We start from the raw sequence: 21,529 nt of genomic DNA on the forward strand, positions 1-21,529 counted from the left end.
CCCTTGCCCGGTGTACGCGACCGCTCCCGGTGTGCACGACACCGCGCACTGCCCGTTCGGGCCCGGTGGATCCTTGTAGGGAAGTTCTACAGCGGGTATCGGCCACTGACCAGGCTTGTTGCATGCCCGATGGTGCCCGGCTGGGCCCGTTTCACGCCACGGCTGCCCGCGGCGGACCTGGGGCGGAGCGAATGGGGAGGTGGGAACGGGCAGGGTCCGTGCCCGAATGCGGGGGCGGGCGGGCCCGTTCGGTGCCCGCCCGCCTTCAGCTGCTTCGGCCTGCGGCCTCAGTACGGCCAGATCGGCGGGTGCGTGGTGAAGTGGCCACCCAGGTGGGCGTGGTCCGGGTTGTCCGGGTCGAGTTCGCCCTGCTTGGCGATGAGCTTCGCGGCGTACGGCTCGGAGTCGTCCTGCGGCTCGTAACCCAGGGCTCGGGCGGTCGAGAGGTCCCACCACAGGCGGGTGTTGGCGGAGGAGCCGTAGACGACCGTGTGCCGTACGTCCTCTGCGGTCAGGGCCGCGTGGAAGAGGCGGGCGCCGTCCTCGGGGCTCATCCAGACGGAGAGCATGCGCACGCTCGCGGGCTCCGCGAAGCAGGAGCCGATGCGGACCGAGACCGTCTCCTGGCCGTACTTGTCCCAGTAGAACTGGGCCAGGTCCTCGCCGAAGGACTTCGACAGGCCGTAGAAGGTGTCCGGGCGGCGCGGGGTGTCGATGGGGATGAGGGGGTCGTCGCCCTGCGGGCGCGGGGTGAAGCCCACCGCGTGGTTGGAGGAGGCGAAGACGATGCGGGGTACGCCTTCCTCGCGGGCCGCCTCGTACAGGTTGTACGTTCCCTCGATGTTGGCCTTGAGGATCTTGTCGAACGAGGCTTCCAGGGAGATGCCCGCGAGGTGGATGATCGCGTCGACGCCCCGTACCGCCTCGCGCAGCGCAGCCTTGTCGGAGAGGTCCGCGGTGATCGCGTCCGGCTCGCCCTCGACGGGGAGCAGGTCGAAGAGGCGCAGCTCGTAGCCGTACTTCGGGAGCAGCCCTCGCATCAGGGTGCCGAGGCCGCCGGCGGCGCCGGTGAGCAGAACGGTGCGGGGAGCGGGCATCCTCGGGTCTCCTTGAATCGGCAGCCGTAGGTCATGCGCATGTGTGTACGGCATTCACATCCGTGGACACGCTAAGGATTGTCGACGGCTCACGTCAAGTCTCGCGCGGAGGCGGGAAATCCGCCTCTGTGTTGCGGGTTTGCGCGCTTGACCGGCCCCAAGGTCGCGGCTTAGCGTGGACGCGTTCAGAAATATGGACGTGGATCAGAAACGTGCACCGAGAGACGGGCACTGTCAACGTGCACCGCTTAGGGAGAGTCCGTGACGTCAGCCCCCCTTGCCGCTCGGCTCAGCATCCCCAGCGGGCCGCTGTTCTTCCCTGTCACCCCGTACGGCGCTGACGGCGGCGTCGACCTCGACGTCTACCGGGAGCATGTGCGGCGCGGAGTCGAGGCCGGTGCCGCCGCCGTTTTCGCCTGCTGCGGCACCGGGGAGTTCCACGCGCTCTCGCCCGAGGAGTTCGAGGCGTGCGTCGCGGCGGCTGTCGAAGCGGCGGACGGGCGCGTGCCAGTCGTCGCGGGCGCCGGGTACGGCCCCGCGCTCGCCGTGCGGTTCGCGCGGCTCGCGGAGTCGGCCGGAGCCGACGGGCTGCTCGCCATGCCGCCGTATCTCGTGGTGGCCGGGCAGGAGGGACTGCTGCGGCACTACCAGGAGCTCACGGCGGCGACCTCGCTGCCGGTGATCGTCTACCAGCGCGACAACGCCGTGTTCACGCCGGAGACCGTGGTGGAGCTGGCCCGCACGGAGGGGATCATCGGGTTCAAGGACGGGCTCGGGGACCTGGACCTGATCCAGCGGATCGTCAGCGCCGTGCGCAGCGAGGTCCCGGGCGAGGAGTTCCTCTACTTCAACGGGCTGCCCACGGCCGAGCTGACCGGGCTCGCGTACCGGGGGGTGGGCATCACGCTGTACTCGTCCGCCGTGTTCTGCTTCGCACCCGAGGTCGCCCTGGCCTTCCACAAGGCGCTCAACACCGGTGACGACGAGGTCGTGAACCGGCTGATCGACGGCTTCTACCGGCCGTTCGTCGACCTGCGGGCACTCGGGCGCGGATACGCCGTCTCGCTCGTCAAGGCGGGCGTACGGCTGCGGGGGTTGGACGTGGGTGAGGTCCGGCCGCCGTTGCACGAGCCGAGCGAGGATCATCTGAAGCAACTCGCGCAGCTGATCGAGCGCGGGTACGGGCTGATCGAGGAGGGTGTGTGACCGTGCCGGTACGGATTCCTGGGGAGAGCAAGTGAAGTCGTCCGCGTTCGTCTATCCCTGGGATGTCAACGGAGACCCGGAGGCCGCCGGCCGGATCGCCGGGCTCGGCGTACGGCAGGTGACGCTCGCCTCCGCCTACCACTCCACACGCGCGCTGACCCCACGCCACCCCCGGCACCGGATCGTCACCGCCTCGCACGCCGCCGTGCTCTACCCCGTCGACGAGCGGTGGGAGGGGCGCAGGCTCTGGCCGTACACGGCAGGGGAGTGGGCGCCGGGTGACGCCTACGGGGAGGCCGCCGACGCGCTCGCCGGGGCCGGACTCGACGTACACACCTGGGTGGTGCTCGCGCACAACTCCCGTATGGGTGAGGAGTTTCCGGAGACCTCTGTGGTCAACGCCTACGGGGACCGCTATCCGTGGGCTCCGTGCATCGCGCAGCCCGACACACGTACGTACCTGGTCGATCTCGCCGTCGAGGCGGCGGTGCGGCCCGGGGCCGGCGGTACGGAGCTGGAATCCCTCGGCTGGTACGGGCTCGCGCATCTGCACGCCCACGACAAGACGGCGGGGGTGGCACTCGGGGACGCCGGGCAGTACCTGATGTCGTTGTGCTTCTGCCCCGCGTGTCGCGACGGCTTTGCGCAACAGGGTCTGGATCCCGAGGAGTTGGCGGTCGCGGTACGGCGGGCTCTGGAGCCCGTGTGGCGGGGCGAGGCTCCTGCCGGGGGCTGGGAGGCCGTGGAGAAGCTGCTCGGCAGCGAGCTCGCGGCCGCCACACGCGCGTGGCGTGACTCCGTCGCCCGCTCCCTCCAGACGGAGACTGTCACCGCGGTGCGCTCGGCCGCCCCCGAGGGGTTCCGGATCCTGCTGCACGCGGACCCGGTCTCGTACCACTGCGGCGCGAACGCCGGAGTGGATCCCGGGCACATCCTGTCCGTCGCCGACGGCGTGGTCGTACCGTGCGCCGCAGGGCCCGGGCTGCTGACTCCCTTTGCCGACCGGGGTGTTGAGGGGAGCGTGCTGGCGGCGAACTTCACCGTGGTGAGCGGTATGGGTGGCCGTCCGGCGGAGCTCGGTGCGGACGTGGCGCGGGCGGTCGAGCTGGGGGCCACCGAAGTGCGGCTGTATCACGCGGGGTTGGCGTCCGACGAGGACCTGTCGCTCGTTACGGGGGCGCTCGCGGGGCTCGGCTGAGGCCGTAGCAGGGGCGTGAGCGCCGCCAGTCGCGCCGTCCCGAGTGCTACCAGCAGCACCTGGTAGTCGACGAGTTCGACCAGGCCCGCTCCTGCCGAGAGCCCTATCGCGGTAGGGGCGAATACCAAGGTGTTGGCGGTCGCTGTCGTACGGCCCAGGAGAGCGGCCGGGGTCTCGCGCTGCACCGCGGTGAGCGCCGCGATCAGCACGCAGGGCAGGCCGATGCCGACAGCCGCTGCCGACGCGAGGGCAACCGCGTCGTACGGGAGGGCCTGAGCCGTCACGGCCAGGGCGCTGAGCGCAATGCCGTACCCCGCGAACCGGCGCTCGCCCAGGCGGCGCAGGAGGGGGCCCGCGGCCAGGCCGATCGCCACCGAGCCGGTGCCCTGGACGGCGTACAGGAGACCCACGTACGTGGGTGAGCGGCCGAGTCCCTCGGCGACCGCGTAGACCGTCGCGCCGTTGAGGCCCGCGAAGAGCATGGTCGTGCCGCCGGCCAGGACGAGCGGGCGCAGCCGGGCGTGGGTCCACAGGAAGCGGGCGCCTTCGGCCGTCTGCGTGCGCCAGCCGGTCGGGGCCGGGAGCGGCTTCGTCTCGCTTACCCGCAGGAGTGTGCAGAGGCCTGCGGCCAGTACGAACGTGAGCGCGTCCAGGAGCGCGACGCGCGCCCCGCCGTACGCCGCGTACAGGCCCGCTCCGGCGAGTGGGGCGACCAGCTTCATGCCTTCGTTGGCCGTCATCCGCAGGCCGTTGAAGTCGCCGAGGAGGGACTTGTCGACGGCCGAGGCGATCAGCGCCGACTCCGCGGCGTCCTGTACGACGCCCGTGGCGCCATAGATCAGGAGCACCGTGAACAGGATCCACAGCCGGTCCGGTCCGTCCACGGCGAAGAGGGCCGGCAGGAGGGCGGCCAGGGTCAGGTTCGCGGCGATGAGCAGCGGCCGGCGACGGGTGCGGTCCGCGAGTGTGCCCAGGGCGGGCCCGATGAGCGTGGGGGCCCAGAGCGCGAAGACGCAGAGCGCGGCCAGGCCGTCCGAGCCGGTCAGATCCTTGACCCAGATGCCGGACACCAGCCACAGCGCCGATGAGCCGAAGCCGGAGACCACGACCGCGCTGAGATACAGACCCGCGTTGCGGTCCCGCAGGACGCGCTTGACTGTCCATGTCGCCATGGCTCGTCAGCGTGGCCCTAAGGACCTGCCTCAGGGATCAGGCAGATGCCTTATAAGGCGCCGTCAGATGATGACGACGAGCTTGCCTCGCGGGTGGCCCTTCTCCAGGTGCCGGACCGCGTCCGCGGCCTCGGCTAGCGGGTAGGTGCGGTCGATGGCCGGAGTGATCTTTCCCTGCTCGGCGAGGTCCTTGAGGGTCAGGAGGTCCTCGTGGCGGGGGAGGGAGATGAGGTTGCGGAGGTTCTGGCCGATGAAGGGGGAGAGCAGGGAGGCCCGTATCTCGCGGCCCATCCCGCCGAAGAAGGCGCTCCCGCCCTCGCCTCCGACCATGACGAGGGTGCCGCGTGGGGCGAGGACGCGGCGCAGCAGGGGCACGGGGCGCAGGCCCGCGCAGTCGACGATGACGTCGTAGCGGTGGGGTCCGGCGGTGACGTCCTCCTGGGTGTGGTCGAGGACGTGGGTGGCGCCCAGGGATCGTACGAAATCCGTGTTGGTGGGGCCGCAGACGCCGGTCACCACGGCGCCGTACATCGTGGCCAGTTGGACGGCGAAGGAGCCGACGCCGCCCGAGGCGCCGATGACGAGGACCTGGTCGCCCGGCTGTGGGCGTGCCGTCCCCTTCAGGGCCTGCAGGGCGGTCATGCCGGAGACAGGGAGGGCGGCGGCCTGTTCGAAGGTGAGGTGGCGAGGCTTGAGGACGAGCCTGCGGGCCTTGGCGCGCGCGAACTCGGCGAACGAGCCCTCGCAGTTGCCGAAGACCTCGTCGCCGGGCTTGAACTCGGTCACCTTCGCGCCGACCGCCTCGACCCGCCCGGCGCCGTCCCAGCCCCGGACGGGGTTCTTGGGCTTGCGGAGTCCAAGGGCGACGCGGGCCACCAGCGGCCTGCCCGTCATGAGGTGCCACACGCTCGGGTCGACCCCGGCGGCACGCACCTCGACAAGCACCTCGTCGTCACGGGGGACGGGCCGGTCGATGTCGCGCGCCTCCAGCAGGTCTGCGGTTCCGTAGGCATCCTGGACGATCGCTCTCACGGTGGCTCTCCTTCTCGCGTACCTCTGGCATCGAGCATCCCGGCGGCTCGAACGTGTGCCCAGCCTCCGGAGGACGGTCATGGAGGCGAGACCGATGAGTTTTCGTACGTTCGTCGGTCTACCCCAGGAGTGGAGACGCGTACGAGCTCTGAGGAGAAGCGGATGACTGGCGGGATTCTTGACCTCGGGCCGCAGGCCCGGATCGTCGCGCACCTCGCGGCGGGTGTGCCAGACGAGCAGCTGGCGGGCGTGACCCCATGTCCGGAACATGCGGTGCACAACATGCTGGGGCACCTGGCCGGGCTCGCCGCGGCCTTCCGGGACGCCGGGCGCAAGGATCTGGGGGCCACCACGGACACCAACCCGAACGCGGCCGTGCCGGACATCGAGCCCGGCTGGCGCGAGGGGCTGCCCAAGGTGATGGACGAACTCGCCGAGGCCTGGCGCGATCCGGCCGCCTGGACCGGGGAGACCCGGGCGGGTGGCGTGTCCCTGCCGGGCGCGGTCGGCGGCATGGTCGCCACCAACGAGCTGGTCGTGCACGGCTGGGATCTCGCGCGGGCCACCGGCCAGGCGTACGAGCCCGATCCCGCAGCCTTGCAGGTGTCGTACGAATTCCTCCTCGCCTCGGCCGAGGACCCGACCCGAGGCGCAATCTTTGGCCCCGTGGTGCCGGTGCCCGACAACGCTCCGCTGCTCGACCGGGCGATCGGGCTGAGCGGGCGGGATCCGGGCTGGAAGCCGTAGCGATCCGATGAACCCATAGCGCTGCAATGAAGCCGTAGCGCCCAACAAAGAGACGCCCGCGGAACGGCGGTTTCGTACGCTCCACGCATGTCCCTCACCCTCACAGTCCTCGGCACGGCCTCCCCGCACCCGGGCCCCGGCCGCCCCTGTTCCGGCTATCTGCTGCGCGGCGGGGACGCCGAGGTGTGGGTCGACGCCGGGCCCGGAACCTTCGCCGAGTTGCAGAGGCACACCGACCCCGCGCGGCTGGCCGCGATCTGGATCTCGCATCTGCACGCGGACCACTGCGCCGATCTACTCTCCGCCTTCTACGGGCTTGCGTACGGCGGGCTGACCCCCGCCGCGCCCCTTCCTGTGTACGCGCCGCGTGACCTCGGGCAGCGGCTCGCCGGGTTCTTCGGGCAGGGCGATTCCGGGTTCCTGAGCGGGATCTTCGACTTTCGGACCCTGTACGACGGTCATGAGGCGCGAGTGGGAGAGCTGCGGCTCCTCAGCCGTGCCGTCGAGCACGACACCGAGGCGTACGGGCTGCGGGCCGAGTACGAGGGGAGTGTCCTGGCGTACTCCGGGGACAGCGGGCCCTGTGCTCGGCTCGCCGAACTCGCCCAGGGAGCCGACCTGTTCCTCTGCGAGGCCGACATCGACCGGCATCACGAAGGTGCACGCGTCCATCTGACTCCGGAGGACGCGGGCGGGGTCGCGCGAGCGGCGGGAGTGCGGGAACTGCTCGTCACCCACGTCGGGCCCACGCTCACGCCGGAGGACGCGACGGCCCGTGCGGCCAGTGCCTTCGGTGGCCGTACCGTCCAGGCCCGCAAGGGCGAAGTGAAGATCGTTTGAGCATCCGCGCCGGCACCTTTTGGCTTAAAGATTGCCTATGGACTCGGTAACCATCAGGCAACGAGCCTCGCGTTCGGGCGGGTTACGCGCGTAGAAACCTGTCATGCATAAGCCACTGCGTATAGCGGCCATCGCCGCCGCCTGTGCCGTCACCGGTGCCGCCCTGTACGGCACGGGTGTCGCCACCGCCGATCAGTCGACGGCGAACAGCACCAAAGAGCCCCATAACATCGGGCTGTTGGTGGGGGAGATCGACACCTACTACGGGACCACCCTCGACAGTAACGGTGTGTACCAGGCGTCCAAGAGCAGCCCGTACGCCAAGGACCTGGCGCACATCGAGTCCGACGCGAAGAAGTACATCAAGAAGGTCGCCGACCAGGGCAGGCACAAGGGCGAGAAGCCCGCGGTCGTCTTCGACATCGACGACACGCTGCTGCTCTCCCTCGACTACGAGAAGAAGACCAACTACACATATAACTCGGCCACTTGGGCCGACTACGTGGCCAAGGCCGACCGTCCGGCCGTCTTCGGCACCCCCGAACTCGTCGCGTACGCCGAGTCCAAGGGTGTCGAGGTCTTCTACAACTCGGGCCTGAAGGAGTCGCAGCGCGCCGCCGCGGTCGCGAACCTGAAGAAGGTCGGCGTCGACATCAACCTCGACGCCGGCCACATGTTCCTCAAGGACGCGGCCAACCCGCCGTCGTACCTGAGCGCCTGCGCCACCGCCGCCGCCTGGACCTGCACGACCGTGCAGTACAAGTCCGGCACGCGCAAGCACATCGAGTCCCTCGGGTACGACGTCGTCGCCAACTTCGGCGACCAGTACTCCGACCTCGATGGGGGGTACGCCGACAAGACGTACAAGCTTCCGAACCCGACGTACTTCGTGAGCTAGTCCCTCGCACAGGCCTGTTCAAAGGGTGAGCCCCCGCCGATCGTCATCGGCGGGGGCTCTTCTGACTGGCCGAGGGGGGCTCAGGCCAGCAGATCAATGTGGTCACTGGTAGAGACGTCCGAACCGAACATCTGGTTGTGTCCTGCGAGGCGCCTTCGTGGGTGTTCCGGCTCCCGAATTCGCCTGCGTATACGGCCACTTGAGTCGCCCGCGCAGAAGTGGTGTGCCCGTGGGGCGAGACGCGTGAGCGTATCAGTCATTCGTACAGGGTCTCGAACAGCGTATGGCAGGCCGAACTCGATTCCGTAACACGGGGAAAACCTGAAAGCGGTTCAACACGGGAACAATCCAGCCATCATCCGCACACCCCAGCACGCAGGCAACGAGGAGTCTCGCCATGTCCGATCAGCAGAAGGTGGCCGACCGGCCAAGTGCCTCGCCGCCCCCGGCGAACAGAGTCGACCAGTTCTTCAAGATCTCCGTCAGGGGCTCCACCTTCGGCCGTGAGATACGCGGCGGCTTCGCCACGTTCTTCACGATGGCCTACATCCTTGTCCTGAACCCCATCATCCTGGGCAGCGCCAAGGACAAGTTCGGCCACCAGCTCGACGCCGTCCAACTGACCACCGCCACCGCCCTGGTGGCCGCGGTCATGACGATCATCATGGGCATCGGCGGCAACCTGCCGCTCGCACTCGCCGCGGGTCTCGGCCTCAACGCGGTCGTCGCCTTCCAGATCGCCCCGCTGATGAGCTGGGACGACGCGATGGGCCTGATCGTCCTCGAAGGCCTGCTGATCTGCGTGTTGGTGGTGACGGGGCTGAGGGAAGCCGTCATGCAGGCGATTCCGCAGCCGCTGAAGCAGGCGATCAGCGTCGGCATCGGCCTCTTCATCGCCTTCATCGGCTTCATCGACGCCGGGTTCGCCACCCGCATCCCGGACATCGCCCAGACCACCGTGCCGGTGCAGCTCGGTGCCACGGGCGCGCTCTCCGGCTGGCCCGTTCTCGTCTTCTGTCTCGGCGTGCTGCTGACCATCGGGCTGCTCGCGCGCAAGGCCAAGGGCGCGATCCTGATCAGCATCGTGACCATGACGATCGTGGCGATCATCATCAACTCCGTCGCGGACATCAAGAGTTGGGGCCTGACCACACCGAAGGTCCCCGACGACATCGTGGCCTCACCGGACTTCGGACTGCTCGGTCACTTCAGCCTGTTCGGCGCCTTCGGTGAGACCAGCGCGATCACCGTCGTCCTGCTGGTCTTCACCCTGATCCTTTCCGACTTCTTCGACACCATGGGCACGGTCGTCGGCATCAGCGCCGAGGCGGGACTGCTCGACGAGGAGGGCAAGGTGCCGAACCTCGGCCGCGTGCTGCTTATCGACGGCGCGGCCGCGGTCGCCGGCGGCGCGGCCTCGGCGTCCTCCGCCACCTCGTACATCGAGTCGGCGGCGGGGGTCGGCGAGGGGTCCCGTACGGGCTTCTCGAACCTGATCACGGGTGGGCTCTTCGCGTTCGCGCTCTTCCTTACCCCGCTGCTCACGATCGTGCCGCTGCAGGCCGCGGCGCCCGCGCTCGTCGCGGTCGGCTTCCTGATGATGACCCAGGTCAAGCACATCGACTGGGACAAGTACGAGATCGCGATCCCCGCGTTCCTGACCATCGCCGTGATGCCGTTCACGTACTCGATCACCAACGGTATCGGCGCGGGGTTCCTCGCCTACGTGCTGATCAAGACGGTCCTCGGCAAGGCGAAGGAGGTGCACTGGCTGCTGTGGGGGGCCTCGGCGCTGTTCCTGGTGTACTTCGCGATCGACCCGCTTGAGCAGTTGTTCGGCGTGAAGTGACGCACATGTTCGGCGTGAAGTGACGGCCATGTTCGGCGTGGAGCAACACGAAGGGCCGTCCTCCAGGGGTGCGAGGGCGGCCCTTCGTGTCGCATCGGCGGCGCTCAGTCCTTCAGCGCCGCCTGCATCATCGCCTTCGCCACCGGCGCCGCCAAGCCGTTGCCGCTGACCTCCGAGCGAGCCGCGTCCGACTGCTCGACCAGGACCGCGACGGCGACCTCCTTGTCGCTGGAGTCGGACTTCGCGTACGAGGTGAACCAGGCGTACGGCGTCTGGCTGTTGTTCTCGCCGTGCTGGGCCGTACCGGTCTTGCCGCCCACCGTCGCGCCGGAGATCTGCGCGTTCGTGCCCGTGCCGTCCTCGACGACCGTCTGCATCGCGGACTGGAGCTGCTGGGCCGTGGAGGAGCTGACGACCTCCTTGGTCTCCGTGCTGTCGTCGTAGTCCTTCAGCACATTGCCGTCGGAGTCACTGGTCTGCGACACCATGTGCGGCGAGACCAGCTTTCCGTCATTGGCTATGGCGGCCGACACCATGGCCATCTGGAGCGGCGTCGCGGTCACATCGAACTGGCCGATGCCCGTGAGCGCGGTGGACGACTCGTCCATGTCGGAGGGATAGACGCTGGTGTACGCCCGCACCGGCACATCCTGCGACTTGTCGTTGAAGCCGAATTTCTCGGCCTGCGCCTTGAGCTTGTCCTGGCCCAGGTCGACGGCCATCTTCGCGAAGACGTTGTTGCAGGAGTACTGCAGCGCCACCCGGATCGAGGCGTTCTCGCAGGGCGCGGACGCGCTCTCGTTCTCCAGGTCGGTGTTCGTGTTCGGCAGCCTGTACGGGTTCGGGCTGTCCGTCTTCGCGTCGACGTCCGAGTACAGCCCGTCCTCCAGCGCCGCCGCCGCGACGACCAGCTTGAACGTCGAGCCCGGCGGCAGCGGCTGGCGCAGCGCCCGGTTCGTCATCGGCTTGTCGGCGTCCTTGGTCAGGGTCGTCCACGCGTCCGAGTCGCCCGCGCTGAGCTGCGAGGGGTCGTACGAGGGGGTGGAAACCACCGCGAGGATCCTGCCGGTCGCCGGATCGATCGCGACGGCCGCGCCCTTCTTGTCGCCGAGGGCCTCGTACGCCGCCTTCTGCACATCCGGGTCGATCGTCGTGACCACGTCACCCGGGTCGGCCCGCTTGTCGGTGATCGTGTCCAGCGGGGTCTTCAGCTGGCTGTCCGTGCCGTCGAGCAGATCCTGGTAGATGCCCTCCAGCTGGGTCGCCCCGTACACCTGCGAGCTGTAGCCGGTGACCGCCGCGTACAGACTGCCGTCCGTGTACGTGCGCTTGTACTTGAGGTCGCTGCCCTTCGTCTGCGCGGAACCGGTGATCGCGTCTCCGGCCACGATGATGTTCCCGAGCGGGTTCGCGTACTGCTCTATCGCGTTCCGCCGGTTGTCCTTGTCGTCCGCGAGCGCCTGGCCTTCATAGAACTGCACCCACGTCGCCCTCACCAGTAGAGCGAGCACGAGCAGCAGCGTGAAGACGGCGGAACGCCTGATCGTCTTGTTCATTCCGCTCGGAAAGACGAGCGGGCGAGAGGGAATCGTTCCCTTCCGCCCGCATTTCTCATACGTCGTTCATGAAGTCACAGGCTCTTGATGAAGCCCGCCGCCCGGCAGCGGGTTCACCGGTTCACAGCCTGCGCGTCGCCAGCGTGAGGCGGTCGCGGGCGTCGAACAGCGCGTCCTTGACCAGCTGCTCGTGCGCCGGGGTCAGGCGCGCCACGGGTACCGAGCAGCTGATCGCGTCGCGGGCGGGGGTCCGGTACGGGATGGCGACGCCGAAGCAGCGCAGGCCCAGCGTGTTCTCCTCGCGGTCCACGGCGAAGCCCTGCTCACGGACCTGGTGCAGCTCCTCGATGAGCTTCTCCCGGTCGGTGATCGTGTGCTCGGTGAGCGCCGGGAGCGTCTCGGGGAGCAGCTTGCGGACCTGCTCGTCGGTGTGGGTGGCGAGCAGCGCCTTGCCGAGCGAGGTCGAGTGGGCGGGGAGGCGGCGGCCGACCCGGGTGAAGGGGCGGAGGTAGTGCTGCGACTGGCGGGTGGCCAGATAGACGACGTTCGTACCGTCCAGGCGGGCCAGGTGGATGGTCTCCGTCGTGTCGTCGGAGAGGCGGTCCAGGGTCGGGCGGGCCGCGGCGACCACCTCGTCGCCGTCGATGTACGAGGTGCCGACGAGCAGGGCCCGTACGCCGATGCCGTACCGCGTGCCCGTCGCGTCCGTCTCGACCCAGCCGAGCTCGACGAGCGTGCGCAGCAGCATGTACAGGCTGGACTTCGGATAGCCGACGGCTTCCTGCACGGAGGCGAGCGAGTGCATACCTGGCCGGCCGGCGAAGTACTCGAGCAATTCCACGGTCCGCACCGCGGACTTCACCTGCGCCCCGCCGCCTGTCTCGACTGCCGACATCGCCCTTGACCCCTTCGTTCGACGGGAAATAGTCTCCAACAGCATATTCACCATCAGAGACAGCGTTCAGCATATCGAACGCCCCTGGTGAGTGACACAGAACTGCGGCATCACATCTTGGAGGGACCCGCGGTGGCAGCAGCACCAGTCTGGAGTGTCGACCCCCGAACCGGGAAGCAGCGGGAACAGGTTGCGGTGGAGGCCACAGCCCAGGAGGTGGACGAAGCCGTCCGCGCCGCGCACGCAGCGCGCCCGGCCCTCGCCGACCGGACGGTACGCGCGGCCTTCCTGCGCACCGCCGCCGACCTGCTCGAAGGCTCCAAGGAACACCTCGTCGAGGCCGCGGACGCGGAGAGCGCGCTCGGCCCCGTCCGGCTCACCGGCGAACTCGCCCGCACCTGCTACCAGTTGCGGGCCTTCGCAACAATCGTCGACGAGGGCGCCTTCCTCGACGTCGTGATCAACCACCCCGACGACACCGCGACCCCGCCGATCCCGGACCTGCGCCGCTACAAGGTGCCGCTGGGCGTCGTCGCCGTCTACTCCGCCTCGAACTTCCCCTTCGCCTTCTCGGTCGCCGGCGGCGACACCGCGAGCGCGCTGGCGGCGGGCTGCCCGGTCGTCGTCAAGGCCCACCCGGACCACCCGGGGCTCTCCGAGCTGGTCGCGGCCAACCTGCGCCGGGCCGCCGCCCAGCACGACATCCCCGCGGGAGTGGTGGGCCTGGTCCACGGCTTCGAGGCGGGCGTCGAGCTGGTCAGGCACCCGCTGATCTCGGCGGCCGGCTTCACCGGTTCGGTACGCGGCGGCCGTGCCCTCTTCGACGCGGCGGCCGCCCGCCCCGTGCCGATCCCCTTCCACGGCGAGCTGGGTTCCCTGAACCCCGTCGTCGTCACCGAGGCCGCGGCGGCCGAGCGCGCCGAGGCGATCGGCGCCGGGCTCGCGGGCTCGATGACGCTGGGCGTCGGCCAGTTCTGTGTGAAGCCGGGCCTGGTCCTCGCCCCGGCGAGCGCGGCCGGCGACCGCTTCGTCAAGTCGCTCACGGACGCCGTCAGCGACACCGACGCGGGCGTCCTTCTCGACCACCGCATGCGCGACAACTTCATCGCCGGGGTCGCCGAGCGCGCCGAACTCCCCGACGTGGAGGCCCCGGTGACCCCGGGCGCGGGCAGCGAGCACACGGTGAGCCCCGGCTTCCTGACCGTGCCCGCGAGCAAGCTCACCTCCGAGGGCGAGCACGACCTGCTCCTTGAGGAGTGCTTCGGCCCGCTCACCGTGATCGCCCGCTACGAGGACGACGCCGAGGCCAGCGCGGTGCTCTCCCGGCTCCCCGGCAACCTCACCGCGACCGTGCAGCTCTCCACCGAGGAGGCGGCGGGCGAGGGGCGCGGCGCCGAGATCCTCGCCGAGCTGACCCCGCTCGCGGGCCGCGTCCTGGTCAACGGCTGGCCGACCGGCGTCGCGGTCGCCCCCGCCCAGCACCACGGAGGCCCCTACCCCGCTACGACATCCACCTCAACCTCCGTCGGCGGTACGGCCATTGAGCGGTGGCTGCGTCCGGTGGCGTACCAGAACACGCCTGAGGCGCTGCTGCCGCCCGAGCTCCGGGACGACAACCCGCTGGGGCTGCCGCGCCGTTACGACGGCCGGCTGGAACGCTGAGTGGGAGCCGCCCGGGACATGCCGGGCGTGACCTGGAAGACTCGGCGGATGGATGTCGATCTCCCCGAACTCCCGTTCCGGCTTCGCACGTACGGGCCTGACGGTCACTGGTCGTACGAGGACGGGGTGCTCGCCGGCTGGGCGGGCGCCCGGCAGGACCGCTTCGTGCCGCCCACCGGTGAGGGCCTGGACGCGGCCTCCGACGCGCCCCGGCTGCTCGGTGAGCCGGAGGGCGACTTCCAGTTGATCGCCAGGGTCACCGTCGGGTTCGCGGGCTCCTTCGACGCGGGCGTCCTCTACGTCCACGTGGGGGAGCGGGCCTGGGCGAAGCTCTGCCTGGAGTACTCCCCGGATGTCGCCACCGTCTGCACGGTGGTCACCCGGGGCCACTCCGACGATGCCAACTCCTTCACCGTCGACGGCAGTTCGGTCTGGCTCCGGGTCAGCCGTACCGGCCGGGCCTTCGCCTTCCATGCTTCGCGTGACGGTGTGCGGTGGACTTTCGTCCGGCTCTTCACTCTGGGCGACGAGAAGGAGACCTCGGCGGCTCTGGTCGGCTTCATGACGCAATCCCCGTTGGGGGAGGGGTGCGTGGTGACGTACGACGGGATCGAGTTCCGGGAGAACTGGCCGCGGGACCTGAGGGACGGCAGTTGATTTCGCCCCCTCCGCCCCTTCCCGTCCCTTGTTCCTGGGGGCTCCGCGCCCAGACCCCCGTATCGCGCTGAACGCGCTCGTCCTCAAACGCCGGACGGGCTGAAACGGGGCGTAGCCCCGGAAGTACGGGACGGGCAGGGGCGGAGGGGGCGGAAGACTCTCTAGCGCGCCACCCGCAAACCCACCGAAGCCACCGCCGTCACAGCCAGCGCCCCCGCACTCAACGCAAGGCTCACCCGCAGCCCCGTCTCGAACCCACCGGCCACAAGCGACCCGAACGCAGCGATGGCCAGCCCTCCGGCCACCTGCCGCGCCGAGTTGAGGACCCCCGCCGCCAGCCCCGCCCGGTCGGAGGGCACCGCATCCATCATCACGGCCGTCAGCGGCGGAATCGTCAGAGCGCAGCCAAGAGCCATGGGGACGAGCAGCGCGGCGACCAGCCCGGCGGGCGTCGAGGCGTCGACGTACAGCAGGACCAGCGCCCCCACCGCAGCCAGTGACTGTCCAAGCAGCATCGGCAGGCGAGGCCCGAACCGCCCCGACAGTTTGCCCGCGGCGATGTTCGTGACGGCGATGAGACCGGTCATCGGGAGGAACATCAGCCCCGCGTACAGCGCCGAATGCCCCTGGACCTGCTGGAAGAACAGGGAGAAGAGGAACACCAGCCCGTAGAAGGCCACGCTGCACGCCGCCCCCGCCGCGACGGCCACGGTCACGTTCCGGCTGCGGAACAGCTCCAGCGGCACGACCGGGTGCGCCTGCCGCGCCTCGACCCGGACGAAGGCCAGACCCGCGACCCCGGCCACCACCAGCGAGACCACCCCCGCCGTACCGCCCTCGATGACCGCGAACGTCACCGCTGTGAGCGCCACGACCGCCGCCAGCTGACCGGGCAGATCCAGCGGCGCGGGCCGCCCCTGCGAACGTGGTGCGCGGACCAGCAGCGTGAGCGCCACCGCCCCCAACGGCACGTTGATGAAGAAGATCCCCCGCCAGTCCCACACCGTGGTCAGCGCACCACCTGCAACCGGCCCGAGCGCCACCGCGACCGACCCGCCCGCCGCCCACAGGGCAACGGCCCGCGCCCGCTTCGCGGCATCCGGGTACGCCTGCCGCACCAGCGCGAGCGAGGCCGGCAGCACCACGGCCGCCGCGGCCCCCTGGACGACGCGCGCGCCGACCAGCACCGGCAGAGTCGGCGCGAGACCGCACGCCACCGAAGCGAGCGTGAACACCGTGATCCCGATGCCGTACGCCCGGCTCGCCCCGGCCCGGTCCGAGAACGCCCCGGTGGACAGCATCAGCGCCGCGAACGACAGCGTGTACGCGTCCACGACCCACTGCAGTCCCGACATCCCGGCCCCGAGCGCCGCCCCGATCGACGGGAGCGCCACGTTCACGACGGACGCGTCGAGCGTGATCAACGCGAAGCCGAGGAGAGCTGCGGTGAGCGTGAGGGCGGGGGAGGAGGGAGCAGGGGGATGCACCAACTCCTCGGTCCCCGCAGGGGCTTGATGAGCGGCGGACAGGGTTTCGGCGGTCGAGTCGGTTGCCATGCCTCCATGCTGCGGATCCGCGTCGGCGTACAGTAGTGGCCCGAATGCCATACCTCCGGAGGTTCTGGCCATGCCCCGATCGCCCCGGTCGAGCGGTCCCCGCCACGTCGCCGTCATCGCGGCGACCCCCGTCTCGATGTTCAACCTCGCCATTCCGGAGCTCCTGCTGGAGAAGGTCGAGGTCGACGGCGGGCCGGGCTACGAAGTGGTCATCTGTGCTCCGGATCCAGGCCCGGTCCCGACCACCGGCGGTCTCGACCTGTATGTCCGGCACGGTCTCGACGTCGTGCGGGACGCGGACATGGTCGTCGTCGCGGGCACCGGGCAGCGGTACACGCCCGACCCGCGCACGGTCGGGGCCCTCCGGGAGGCCGCCGCCGCGGGCAAGCGGATCGCTTCCATCTGCAGCGGCGCCTTCGCCCTGGCCGAGGCGGGCCTGCTGGACGGCCGCCGGGCCACGACCTACTGGAACCAGGCCGAGGAACTCCGCAGGCGGTACCCGCGGATCGACCTCACGGACGACGTCCTCTATGTGCAGGACGGCCAGATCATGACGTCGTCCGGGTACGCCGCCGGAATCGACCTCTGCCTCCACATCGTCCGCACCGACTACGGCGCCGCCGTCGCCAACGAGGTGGCCCGCACCGCGCTGGTCGCCCCCGTACGGCCCGGTGGCCAGACCCAGTTCGCCCAGACCCCGCTGCCGCCCGAGCGCGGCACCGCGTGCGCCGACACCCGGGGCTGGGCGATGCGCAACCTCGACAAGCCGCTCACCCTCACCGACCTGGCCCGCCACGCGGGCGTCAGCGTGCGCACCCTCACCCGCCGCTTCCACGCCGAGAGCGGGGTCAGCCCGCTCCAGTGGCTCCTCCACCAGCGCATCGAACGCGCCAGGGAACTCCTGGAGACGACCACCCTGCCCATGGACCACGTGGCCCACGCCAGCGGCCTCGGCACCGCCGACTCGCTCCGTGCCCACCTGGTCCGCCGCACCGGTCTGACCCCGAGCGCGTACCGCACCCAGTTCACCCGCCTCGGAACCGCACCGACGCCTGCCCCGTCCTCCCCTGCATGATCAGAACCCACCGCACCGTCGGCTCCCTGCTGATCAGGACCGCCCTGCCCAGCGAGGCCGCCGACATCGCAGAGCTGCATGCGCGGGCACGCGCCACCTACTATCCCGACGGCCTGCCGGAGGACGGGTTCGACTGGCCCGCGGGCTGGCGGAGCGCCATCGAGCGCCCGGACGCGCACGTCCTGTGCGCGGTCCGCGACGGGCGCCTCGTGGGCATCGCCTCCTTCCGTACGGCCGAGGCCGCCCCCACCGACTCCGTGACCCTCTTCCAGTTCCACGTCGACCCCGGTAACTGGCGGATGGGCATCGGCGCGGACCTGCACGCGGCCTGCCTGGAACAGTGGCGGACCGACGGGAAGCGGACCGCCACCCTCCATGTGCACGTCGACAACGAGCGGGCGCAGGCCTTCTACGCCCGCCAGGGCTGGACCCGAGAACGGGAGCCTGAGGCGGACGAGCACCATGTGACCCTCCATCTCGCGGTGACCGGGGAATGAGCCGGGCCGCTTGAACGTTCACGTACGGAGCGGAGGGCGCCTCCGTAGCCGTACGACCTGGAAAGAGCCGAAGACATGCGCGTCGAGATCTGGAGCGACATCGCCTGCCCCTGGTGCTACGTGGGCAAGGCCCGCTTCGAGAAGGCGCTCGATGCCTTCCCGCACCGCGACGAGGTCGAGGTGGTGCACCGTTCCTTCGAGCTCGACCCGAACCGTGCCAAGGGCGACATCCAGCCCGTCCTGAAGATGCTGACCAAGAAGTACGGCATGAGCGAGGCGCAGGCGCGGGCCGGTGAGGAGAACCTCGGCACGCAGGCCGCCGCCGAGGGCCTTGAGTACCGCACCCGGGACCGCGACCACGGCAACACCTTCGACATGCACCGCCTGCTCCACTTCGCCAAGGCGCAGGGCAGGCAGGACGAGCTGATCGGCGCCCTCTACCGGGCGAACTTCGCCGAGGAGCGGTCCGTCTTCGGAGACGACGAGCGGCTCGTGGAACTGGCCGTCGCCGCCGGGCTCGAAGCGGACGCGGCCCGTGAGGTGCTCGCCGACCCGGCCGCGTACGCCGACGACGTCCGCGCCGACGAGCGCGAGGCCGCCGAGCTGGGCGCGAACGGTGTCCCGTTCTTCGTCCTCGACCGCAAGTACGGCGTCTCCGGCGCGCAGCCGGCCGAGGTCTTCGCTCAGGCGCTGACCCAGGCGTGGGGCGAGCGCCCGCCGCTGAAGCTGATCCAGCAGGCGACCCCCGACTCCGAGGTCTGCGGACCGGACGGGTGCGCCGTACCGCAGAGCTGAAAAGCCCAGGTCGGAGGGCTTGTATAAGCGCTCCTTGGCGGATCCGAGTAGAAATCGGCGATGGACGGGGAGTTCGCGGGGCCGCAGAGTGGTTCCCATGGAGACCTTCGAGACTCTCGTACGCGCCGAGTTCGCCCCGAAGAACACCTACCTGAACACCGCGAGCACCGGGCTGCTCCCGGTCCGCGCGGTGGACGCCATGCGGGCCGGCGTCGAGTCCGTGGCGGCAGGGCAGCCGCAGGACATGTTCGCGGACGTGGAGGCGGCCAGGGCCGCCTTCGCCCGCCTGGTCGGCGTCCCGGACCGCCGGGTCGCGGCCGGGGCCTCGGTAGCCGTCTACACCGGCCTGATCGCCGCCTCGCTCCCCGAAGGCGCCGAAGTCCTCACCGCCGAGGCCGACTTCGCCTCCGTCGTGAATCCGTTCCACATGCGCCGCGGCCTCAAGGTACGCACGGTGCCGCTGGAGCGGATCGCCGAGTCGGTACGCCCGGACACCGCGCTCGTCGCGGTCAGCGCCGCGCAGTCCGCCGACGGCCGGATCGCCGACCTGCCGGCGATCCGCGCGGCCGCGCGCGAGCACGGCGCCCGTACGTACGTGGACGCGTCCCAGGCCGTGGGCTGGCTGCCGATCGAGGCGGACGCGTACGACTTCGTCTCCTCCGTCGCCTTCAAGTGGCTGGTGTGCCCGCGCGGCGTGGCCTTCCTGGTCGTTCCGGAGGACTTCGGCGGGCTCGTTCCGGTCTTCGCGGGCTGGGTCGCGGGCGAACACCCCTGGGACAGCTGCTACGGCCCCGTCCAGGAACTCGCCCACTCTGCAAGGCGGTTCGACGAGAGCCCCAGCCTCTTCTCGTACGCGGGCGCCCGGCACTCACTGGAGCTGATCGAGGAGCTGGGCGTCGACACCGTACGCGCCCATGACCTGGCACTCGCGGACCGTTTCCGTGCAGGTCTGCACCGACTGGGTCATGAACCCGTCCCCGCCCCCGGATCGGCCATCGTCTCCGTGCCCGGACTCGGCCACCGGCAGACCGAGTTGAGCCGCGCAGGAGTCGAAGTCTCCGACCGAGCCGGAAACTTGAGGGCCGCCTTCCACCTGTACAACACCTCCGCCGACGTCGACCGGCTCCTTGACGTCCTGTCCGGCTGAGTCCCTCGCTCGCGCACCGGCGGGTCGTGGACCGGGTGCGCAGCGAGGCCCGTCACCGCAAGGGCGCCCGCGGGATGGTCCTGGGCCCCGTCGTCAAATTCCCTCCCCCACTGCCTTAAGGGCGTGGGAGGTGCCCCCAGCCCCGCGACGCCATGCACGCCCTCTCGCCGCACCGGGCGCAGACCCAAGTACGGTCCAGTACGAGGGTCCACGCCCGGCACGCCGAGAGCACGCACCTACTGCGACACAAGCTGCTACCGCAGCGGGCGCGAGGCCGCCCTCCGGGCGACGACGGGAATCTGACGACAGGACCTAGCTCACCCCACCGGCGTGAAGTCCCGCGCCCCGATGAACTCCGGCCGTCGCACCGGCGCCGCGAACGGCTCGACCGCCGCGTTCTCCACGCTGTTGAAGACGATGAAGACGTTGCTGCGCGGGAACGGGGTGATGTTGTCGCCCGAGCCGTGCATGCAGTTGCAGTCGAACCAGGTCGCCGAACCGGCCTTGCCCGTGAAGAGCTTGATGCCGTGCCGGGTGGCGAAGCGGGTGAGTGCCTCGTCGGAGGGAGTGCCGGCGTCCTGCATCTGGAGGGACTTCTTGTAGTTGTCGGACGGCGTGGCCCCCGCGCACCCGAGGAACGTCTTGTGCGACCCCGGCATGATCATGAGGCCGCCGTTGGTGTCGAAGTTCTCGGTCAGCGCGATCGACACGGACACGGTCCGCATGTTCGGCAGACCGTCCTCGGCGTGCCAGGTCTCGAAGTCCGAGTGCCAGTAGAAGCCGCTCGCGCCGAAGCCGGGCTTGACGTTGATCCGCGACTGATGGACGTACACGTCGGAGCCGAGGATCTGCCGGGCCCGGCCGACGACCCGCTCGTCGCGCACGAGACGGGCGAAGACCTCGCTGATCCGGTGCACCTCGAAGACGGACCGGATCTCCTGCGACGTCGGCTCGACGATGGACCGCTCGTCGGCGCGGATCGCGGGATCGGTGATGATCCGCTCCAACTCCTGCCGGTAGACGGCGACTTCGTCATCGCCGATGAGCTCCTCGACAGGAAGGAAGCCGTCACGCTCGTACGCCTGGAGCTCGGACACCGCGATCGGTCCCGGTGTGCCGGGGGCGCCCCAGACGACCGGGTCCTGGCGGGGCGCGGACACCTCGGTGGCGCCGCGGCTGGGGTACAGGTCGGTGATCGTGTTCGTCGTGCTCATGGTGCTCATCGGGCTCAGACCTCCTCGGGTTCGGTCAGCAGCGGGTAGACGCCGTTCTCGTCGTGGTCCTCCCGTCCTGTGACGGGCGGGTTGAAGACGCAGACGCACCGGAAGTCGGTCTTGGGACGCATGGTGTGGCGCTCGTGGCCGTTCAGCAGATACATCGTCCCGGGCTCGATCCAGTGCGTCTCGCCGGTCTCGTCGTTGGTCAGTTCGGCCTCGCCCTCGACGCAGAGCACGGCCTCGATGTGGTTCGCGTACCACATCGACGTCTCGGTACCCGCGTACAGCGTCGTCTCGTGGAGGGAGAAGCCGACCTTCTCCTTGGCGAGCACGATGCGTTTGCTCTCCCAGGTACCGGATGCCGCCTTCACATGCCGGTCGGTGCCTTCGACGTCCTTGAACGAACGGACTATCACGGTGGTGCGCTCCCTCT

The 21,529-nt window shown here is 69.9% G+C and carries 20 protein-coding genes; 12 read left to right on the forward strand and 8 right to left on the reverse strand.

Features of this window, described 5'->3' with window-relative positions; translation table 11 throughout:
* Nucleotides 1-287 precede the first annotated feature (287 nt).
* On the reverse strand, nt 288-1,097 hold the full coding sequence (locus tag AB0N66_RS03945; protein WP_365428219.1) for an NAD(P)-dependent oxidoreductase: 810 nt from the start codon (nt 1,095-1,097) through the stop codon (nt 288-290).
* A 261-nt stretch (nt 1,098-1,358) separates the two neighbouring features.
* On the opposite strand from AB0N66_RS03945, the gene AB0N66_RS03950 reads away from it, so the two are divergent.
* Nucleotides 1,359-2,303 (forward strand): 5-dehydro-4-deoxyglucarate dehydratase, encoded by a 945-nt coding sequence (locus tag AB0N66_RS03950; protein ID WP_365428222.1) that lies wholly within the window; start codon nt 1,359-1,361, stop codon nt 2,301-2,303.
* 31 nt (nt 2,304-2,334) lie between these two features.
* Nucleotides 2,335-3,501 carry a hypothetical protein gene (locus tag AB0N66_RS03955; protein ID WP_365428225.1) on the forward strand — a complete coding sequence of 389 codons (1,167 nt, stop codon included), beginning with the start codon at nt 2,335-2,337 and terminating at the stop codon, nt 3,499-3,501.
* On the opposite strand, the gene AB0N66_RS03960 is transcribed toward AB0N66_RS03955, so the two are convergent.
* Together AB0N66_RS03960 and AB0N66_RS03965 are read right to left on the reverse strand one after the other, a co-directional pair.
* Nucleotides 3,435-4,673 (reverse strand): MFS transporter, encoded by a 1,239-nt coding sequence (locus AB0N66_RS03960; protein ID WP_365428228.1) that lies wholly within the window; start codon nt 4,671-4,673, stop codon nt 3,435-3,437. The two genes, AB0N66_RS03955 and AB0N66_RS03960, sit on opposite strands and share 67 nt — an antisense overlap.
* Before the next feature lie 63 nt (nt 4,674-4,736).
* Nucleotides 4,737-5,705 (reverse strand): NAD(P)-dependent alcohol dehydrogenase, encoded by a 969-nt coding sequence (locus AB0N66_RS03965; protein ID WP_365428231.1) that lies wholly within the window; start codon nt 5,703-5,705, stop codon nt 4,737-4,739.
* 162 nt (nt 5,706-5,867) lie between these two features.
* On the opposite strand from AB0N66_RS03965, the gene AB0N66_RS03970 reads away from it, so the two are divergent.
* The 4 genes from AB0N66_RS03970 (at nt 5,868) to AB0N66_RS03985 (ending at nt 10,039) form a co-directional block, all read left to right on the forward strand.
* Nucleotides 5,868-6,452 (forward strand): TIGR03086 family metal-binding protein, encoded by a 585-nt coding sequence (locus AB0N66_RS03970; RefSeq protein ID WP_365428234.1) that lies wholly within the window; start codon nt 5,868-5,870, stop codon nt 6,450-6,452.
* Between the two features lie 87 nt (nt 6,453-6,539).
* Nucleotides 6,540-7,292 (forward strand): MBL fold metallo-hydrolase, encoded by a 753-nt coding sequence (locus AB0N66_RS03975; protein ID WP_365428237.1) that lies wholly within the window; start codon nt 6,540-6,542, stop codon nt 7,290-7,292.
* 103 nt (nt 7,293-7,395) lie between these two features.
* The gene (locus AB0N66_RS03980) at nt 7,396-8,190 is read left to right on the forward strand and encodes an HAD family acid phosphatase (protein ID WP_365428240.1); all 795 of its coding nucleotides are present in this window, start codon (nt 7,396-7,398) and stop codon (nt 8,188-8,190) included.
* A 397-nt stretch (nt 8,191-8,587) separates the two neighbouring features.
* Complete coding sequence (locus AB0N66_RS03985) at nt 8,588-10,039, forward strand: NCS2 family permease (protein ID WP_365428243.1); 1,452 nt, start codon at nt 8,588-8,590, stop codon at nt 10,037-10,039.
* 104 nt (nt 10,040-10,143) lie between these two features.
* Here the strand turns inward: AB0N66_RS03985 and AB0N66_RS03990 are convergent, their stop codons facing one another.
* Both AB0N66_RS03990 and AB0N66_RS03995 read right to left on the reverse strand, forming a co-directional pair.
* Nucleotides 10,144-11,595: a penicillin-binding transpeptidase domain-containing protein gene (locus tag AB0N66_RS03990; RefSeq protein ID WP_365428246.1), complete on the reverse strand. Its 1,452-nt coding sequence runs from the start codon at nt 11,593-11,595 to the stop codon at nt 10,144-10,146.
* A gap of 121 nt (nt 11,596-11,716) precedes the next feature.
* Entirely contained in the window at nt 11,717-12,490 is a 774-nt protein-coding gene (locus AB0N66_RS03995; RefSeq protein WP_365428249.1) for an IclR family transcriptional regulator, read from the reverse strand.
* A gap of 132 nt (nt 12,491-12,622) precedes the next feature.
* Between AB0N66_RS03995 and AB0N66_RS04000 the strand changes: the two genes are divergently transcribed.
* Both AB0N66_RS04000 and AB0N66_RS04005 read left to right on the forward strand, forming a co-directional pair.
* Complete coding sequence (locus AB0N66_RS04000) at nt 12,623-14,152, forward strand: aldehyde dehydrogenase (NADP(+)) (protein WP_365428252.1); 1,530 nt, start codon at nt 12,623-12,625, stop codon at nt 14,150-14,152.
* A gap of 48 nt (nt 14,153-14,200) precedes the next feature.
* Nucleotides 14,201-14,809 carry a DUF1349 domain-containing protein gene (locus tag AB0N66_RS04005; protein ID WP_365428255.1) on the forward strand — a complete coding sequence of 203 codons (609 nt, stop codon included), beginning with the start codon at nt 14,201-14,203 and terminating at the stop codon, nt 14,807-14,809.
* A 161-nt stretch (nt 14,810-14,970) separates the two neighbouring features.
* Here AB0N66_RS04005 and AB0N66_RS04010 read toward each other — a convergent pair whose 3' ends face one another.
* Nucleotides 14,971-16,365 (reverse strand): MFS transporter, encoded by a 1,395-nt coding sequence (locus AB0N66_RS04010; RefSeq protein WP_365428258.1) that lies wholly within the window; start codon nt 16,363-16,365, stop codon nt 14,971-14,973.
* 70 nt (nt 16,366-16,435) lie between these two features.
* Here AB0N66_RS04010 and AB0N66_RS04015 point away from each other — a divergent pair, with 70 nt between their 5' ends.
* The 4 genes from AB0N66_RS04015 to AB0N66_RS04030 all read left to right on the forward strand — a co-directional run bounded on the left by AB0N66_RS04015 (nt 16,436) and on the right by AB0N66_RS04030 (nt 19,879).
* Nucleotides 16,436-17,440: a helix-turn-helix domain-containing protein gene (locus AB0N66_RS04015; RefSeq protein WP_365428261.1), complete on the forward strand. Its 1,005-nt coding sequence runs from the start codon at nt 16,436-16,438 to the stop codon at nt 17,438-17,440.
* A complete protein-coding gene (locus tag AB0N66_RS04020) occupies nt 17,437-17,937 on the forward strand; it encodes a GNAT family N-acetyltransferase (RefSeq protein ID WP_365428264.1) in 501 nt (166 codons plus the stop codon). The genes AB0N66_RS04015 and AB0N66_RS04020 overlap by 4 nt, the downstream gene beginning before the upstream one ends.
* 75 nt (nt 17,938-18,012) lie before the next feature.
* A complete protein-coding gene (locus tag AB0N66_RS04025) occupies nt 18,013-18,732 on the forward strand; it encodes a DsbA family oxidoreductase (protein WP_365428267.1) in 720 nt (239 codons plus the stop codon).
* A gap of 97 nt (nt 18,733-18,829) precedes the next feature.
* Nucleotides 18,830-19,879, forward strand: coding sequence for an aminotransferase class V-fold PLP-dependent enzyme (locus AB0N66_RS04030; RefSeq protein ID WP_365428270.1), 1,050 nt, complete (start codon nt 18,830-18,832; stop codon nt 19,877-19,879).
* A 317-nt stretch (nt 19,880-20,196) separates the two neighbouring features.
* Here AB0N66_RS04030 and thpD read toward each other — a convergent pair whose 3' ends face one another.
* Both thpD and AB0N66_RS04040 read right to left on the reverse strand, forming a co-directional pair.
* Nucleotides 20,197-21,093 carry an ectoine hydroxylase gene (thpD, locus tag AB0N66_RS04035; RefSeq protein ID WP_365428484.1) on the reverse strand — a complete coding sequence of 299 codons (897 nt, stop codon included), beginning with the start codon at nt 21,091-21,093 and terminating at the stop codon, nt 20,197-20,199.
* A gap of 14 nt (nt 21,094-21,107) precedes the next feature.
* Nucleotides 21,108-21,512 (reverse strand): ectoine synthase, encoded by a 405-nt coding sequence (locus AB0N66_RS04040; protein WP_365428272.1) that lies wholly within the window; start codon nt 21,510-21,512, stop codon nt 21,108-21,110.
* Nucleotides 21,513-21,529: the final 17 nt, after the last annotated feature.

Source organism: Streptomyces sp. NPDC093544 (assembly GCF_040683495.1).
In the GTDB taxonomy this organism is placed as follows: domain Bacteria; phylum Actinomycetota; class Actinomycetes; order Streptomycetales; family Streptomycetaceae; genus Streptomyces.

What these genes read in the sequence shown, in the direction of transcription:
- AB0N66_RS03985 (WP_365428243.1), top strand. Translation starts at nt 8,588, where the DNA reads ATGTCCGATCAGCAGAAGGTGGCCGACCGGCCAAGTGCCTCGCCGCCC.
- AB0N66_RS03975 (WP_365428237.1), top strand. Translation starts at nt 6,540, where the DNA reads ATGTCCCTCACCCTCACAGTCCTCGGCACGGCCTCCCCGCACCCGGGC.
- AB0N66_RS03980 (WP_365428240.1), top strand. Translation starts at nt 7,396, where the DNA reads ATGCATAAGCCACTGCGTATAGCGGCCATCGCCGCCGCCTGTGCCGTC.
- AB0N66_RS04020 (WP_365428264.1), top strand. Translation starts at nt 17,437, where the DNA reads ATGATCAGAACCCACCGCACCGTCGGCTCCCTGCTGATCAGGACCGCC.
- AB0N66_RS04030 (WP_365428270.1), top strand. Translation starts at nt 18,830, where the DNA reads ATGGAGACCTTCGAGACTCTCGTACGCGCCGAGTTCGCCCCGAAGAAC.
- AB0N66_RS03990 (WP_365428246.1), bottom strand. Translation starts at nt 11,595, where the DNA reads ATGAACAAGACGATCAGGCGTTCCGCCGTCTTCACGCTGCTGCTCGTG.
- AB0N66_RS03970 (WP_365428234.1), top strand. Translation starts at nt 5,868, where the DNA reads ATGACTGGCGGGATTCTTGACCTCGGGCCGCAGGCCCGGATCGTCGCG.
- AB0N66_RS03960 (WP_365428228.1), bottom strand. Translation starts at nt 4,673, where the DNA reads ATGGCGACATGGACAGTCAAGCGCGTCCTGCGGGACCGCAACGCGGGT.
- AB0N66_RS03945 (WP_365428219.1), bottom strand. Translation starts at nt 1,097, where the DNA reads ATGCCCGCTCCCCGCACCGTTCTGCTCACCGGCGCCGCCGGCGGCCTC.
- AB0N66_RS04005 (WP_365428255.1), top strand. Translation starts at nt 14,201, where the DNA reads ATGGATGTCGATCTCCCCGAACTCCCGTTCCGGCTTCGCACGTACGGG.
- AB0N66_RS04010 (WP_365428258.1), bottom strand. Translation starts at nt 16,365, where the DNA reads ATGGCAACCGACTCGACCGCCGAAACCCTGTCCGCCGCTCATCAAGCC.
- AB0N66_RS04025 (WP_365428267.1), top strand. Translation starts at nt 18,013, where the DNA reads ATGCGCGTCGAGATCTGGAGCGACATCGCCTGCCCCTGGTGCTACGTG.
- AB0N66_RS03995 (WP_365428249.1), bottom strand. Translation starts at nt 12,490, where the DNA reads ATGTCGGCAGTCGAGACAGGCGGCGGGGCGCAGGTGAAGTCCGCGGTG.
- AB0N66_RS04015 (WP_365428261.1), top strand. Translation starts at nt 16,436, where the DNA reads ATGCCCCGATCGCCCCGGTCGAGCGGTCCCCGCCACGTCGCCGTCATC.
- thpD (WP_365428484.1), bottom strand. Translation starts at nt 21,093, where the DNA reads ATGAGCACGACGAACACGATCACCGACCTGTACCCCAGCCGCGGCGCC.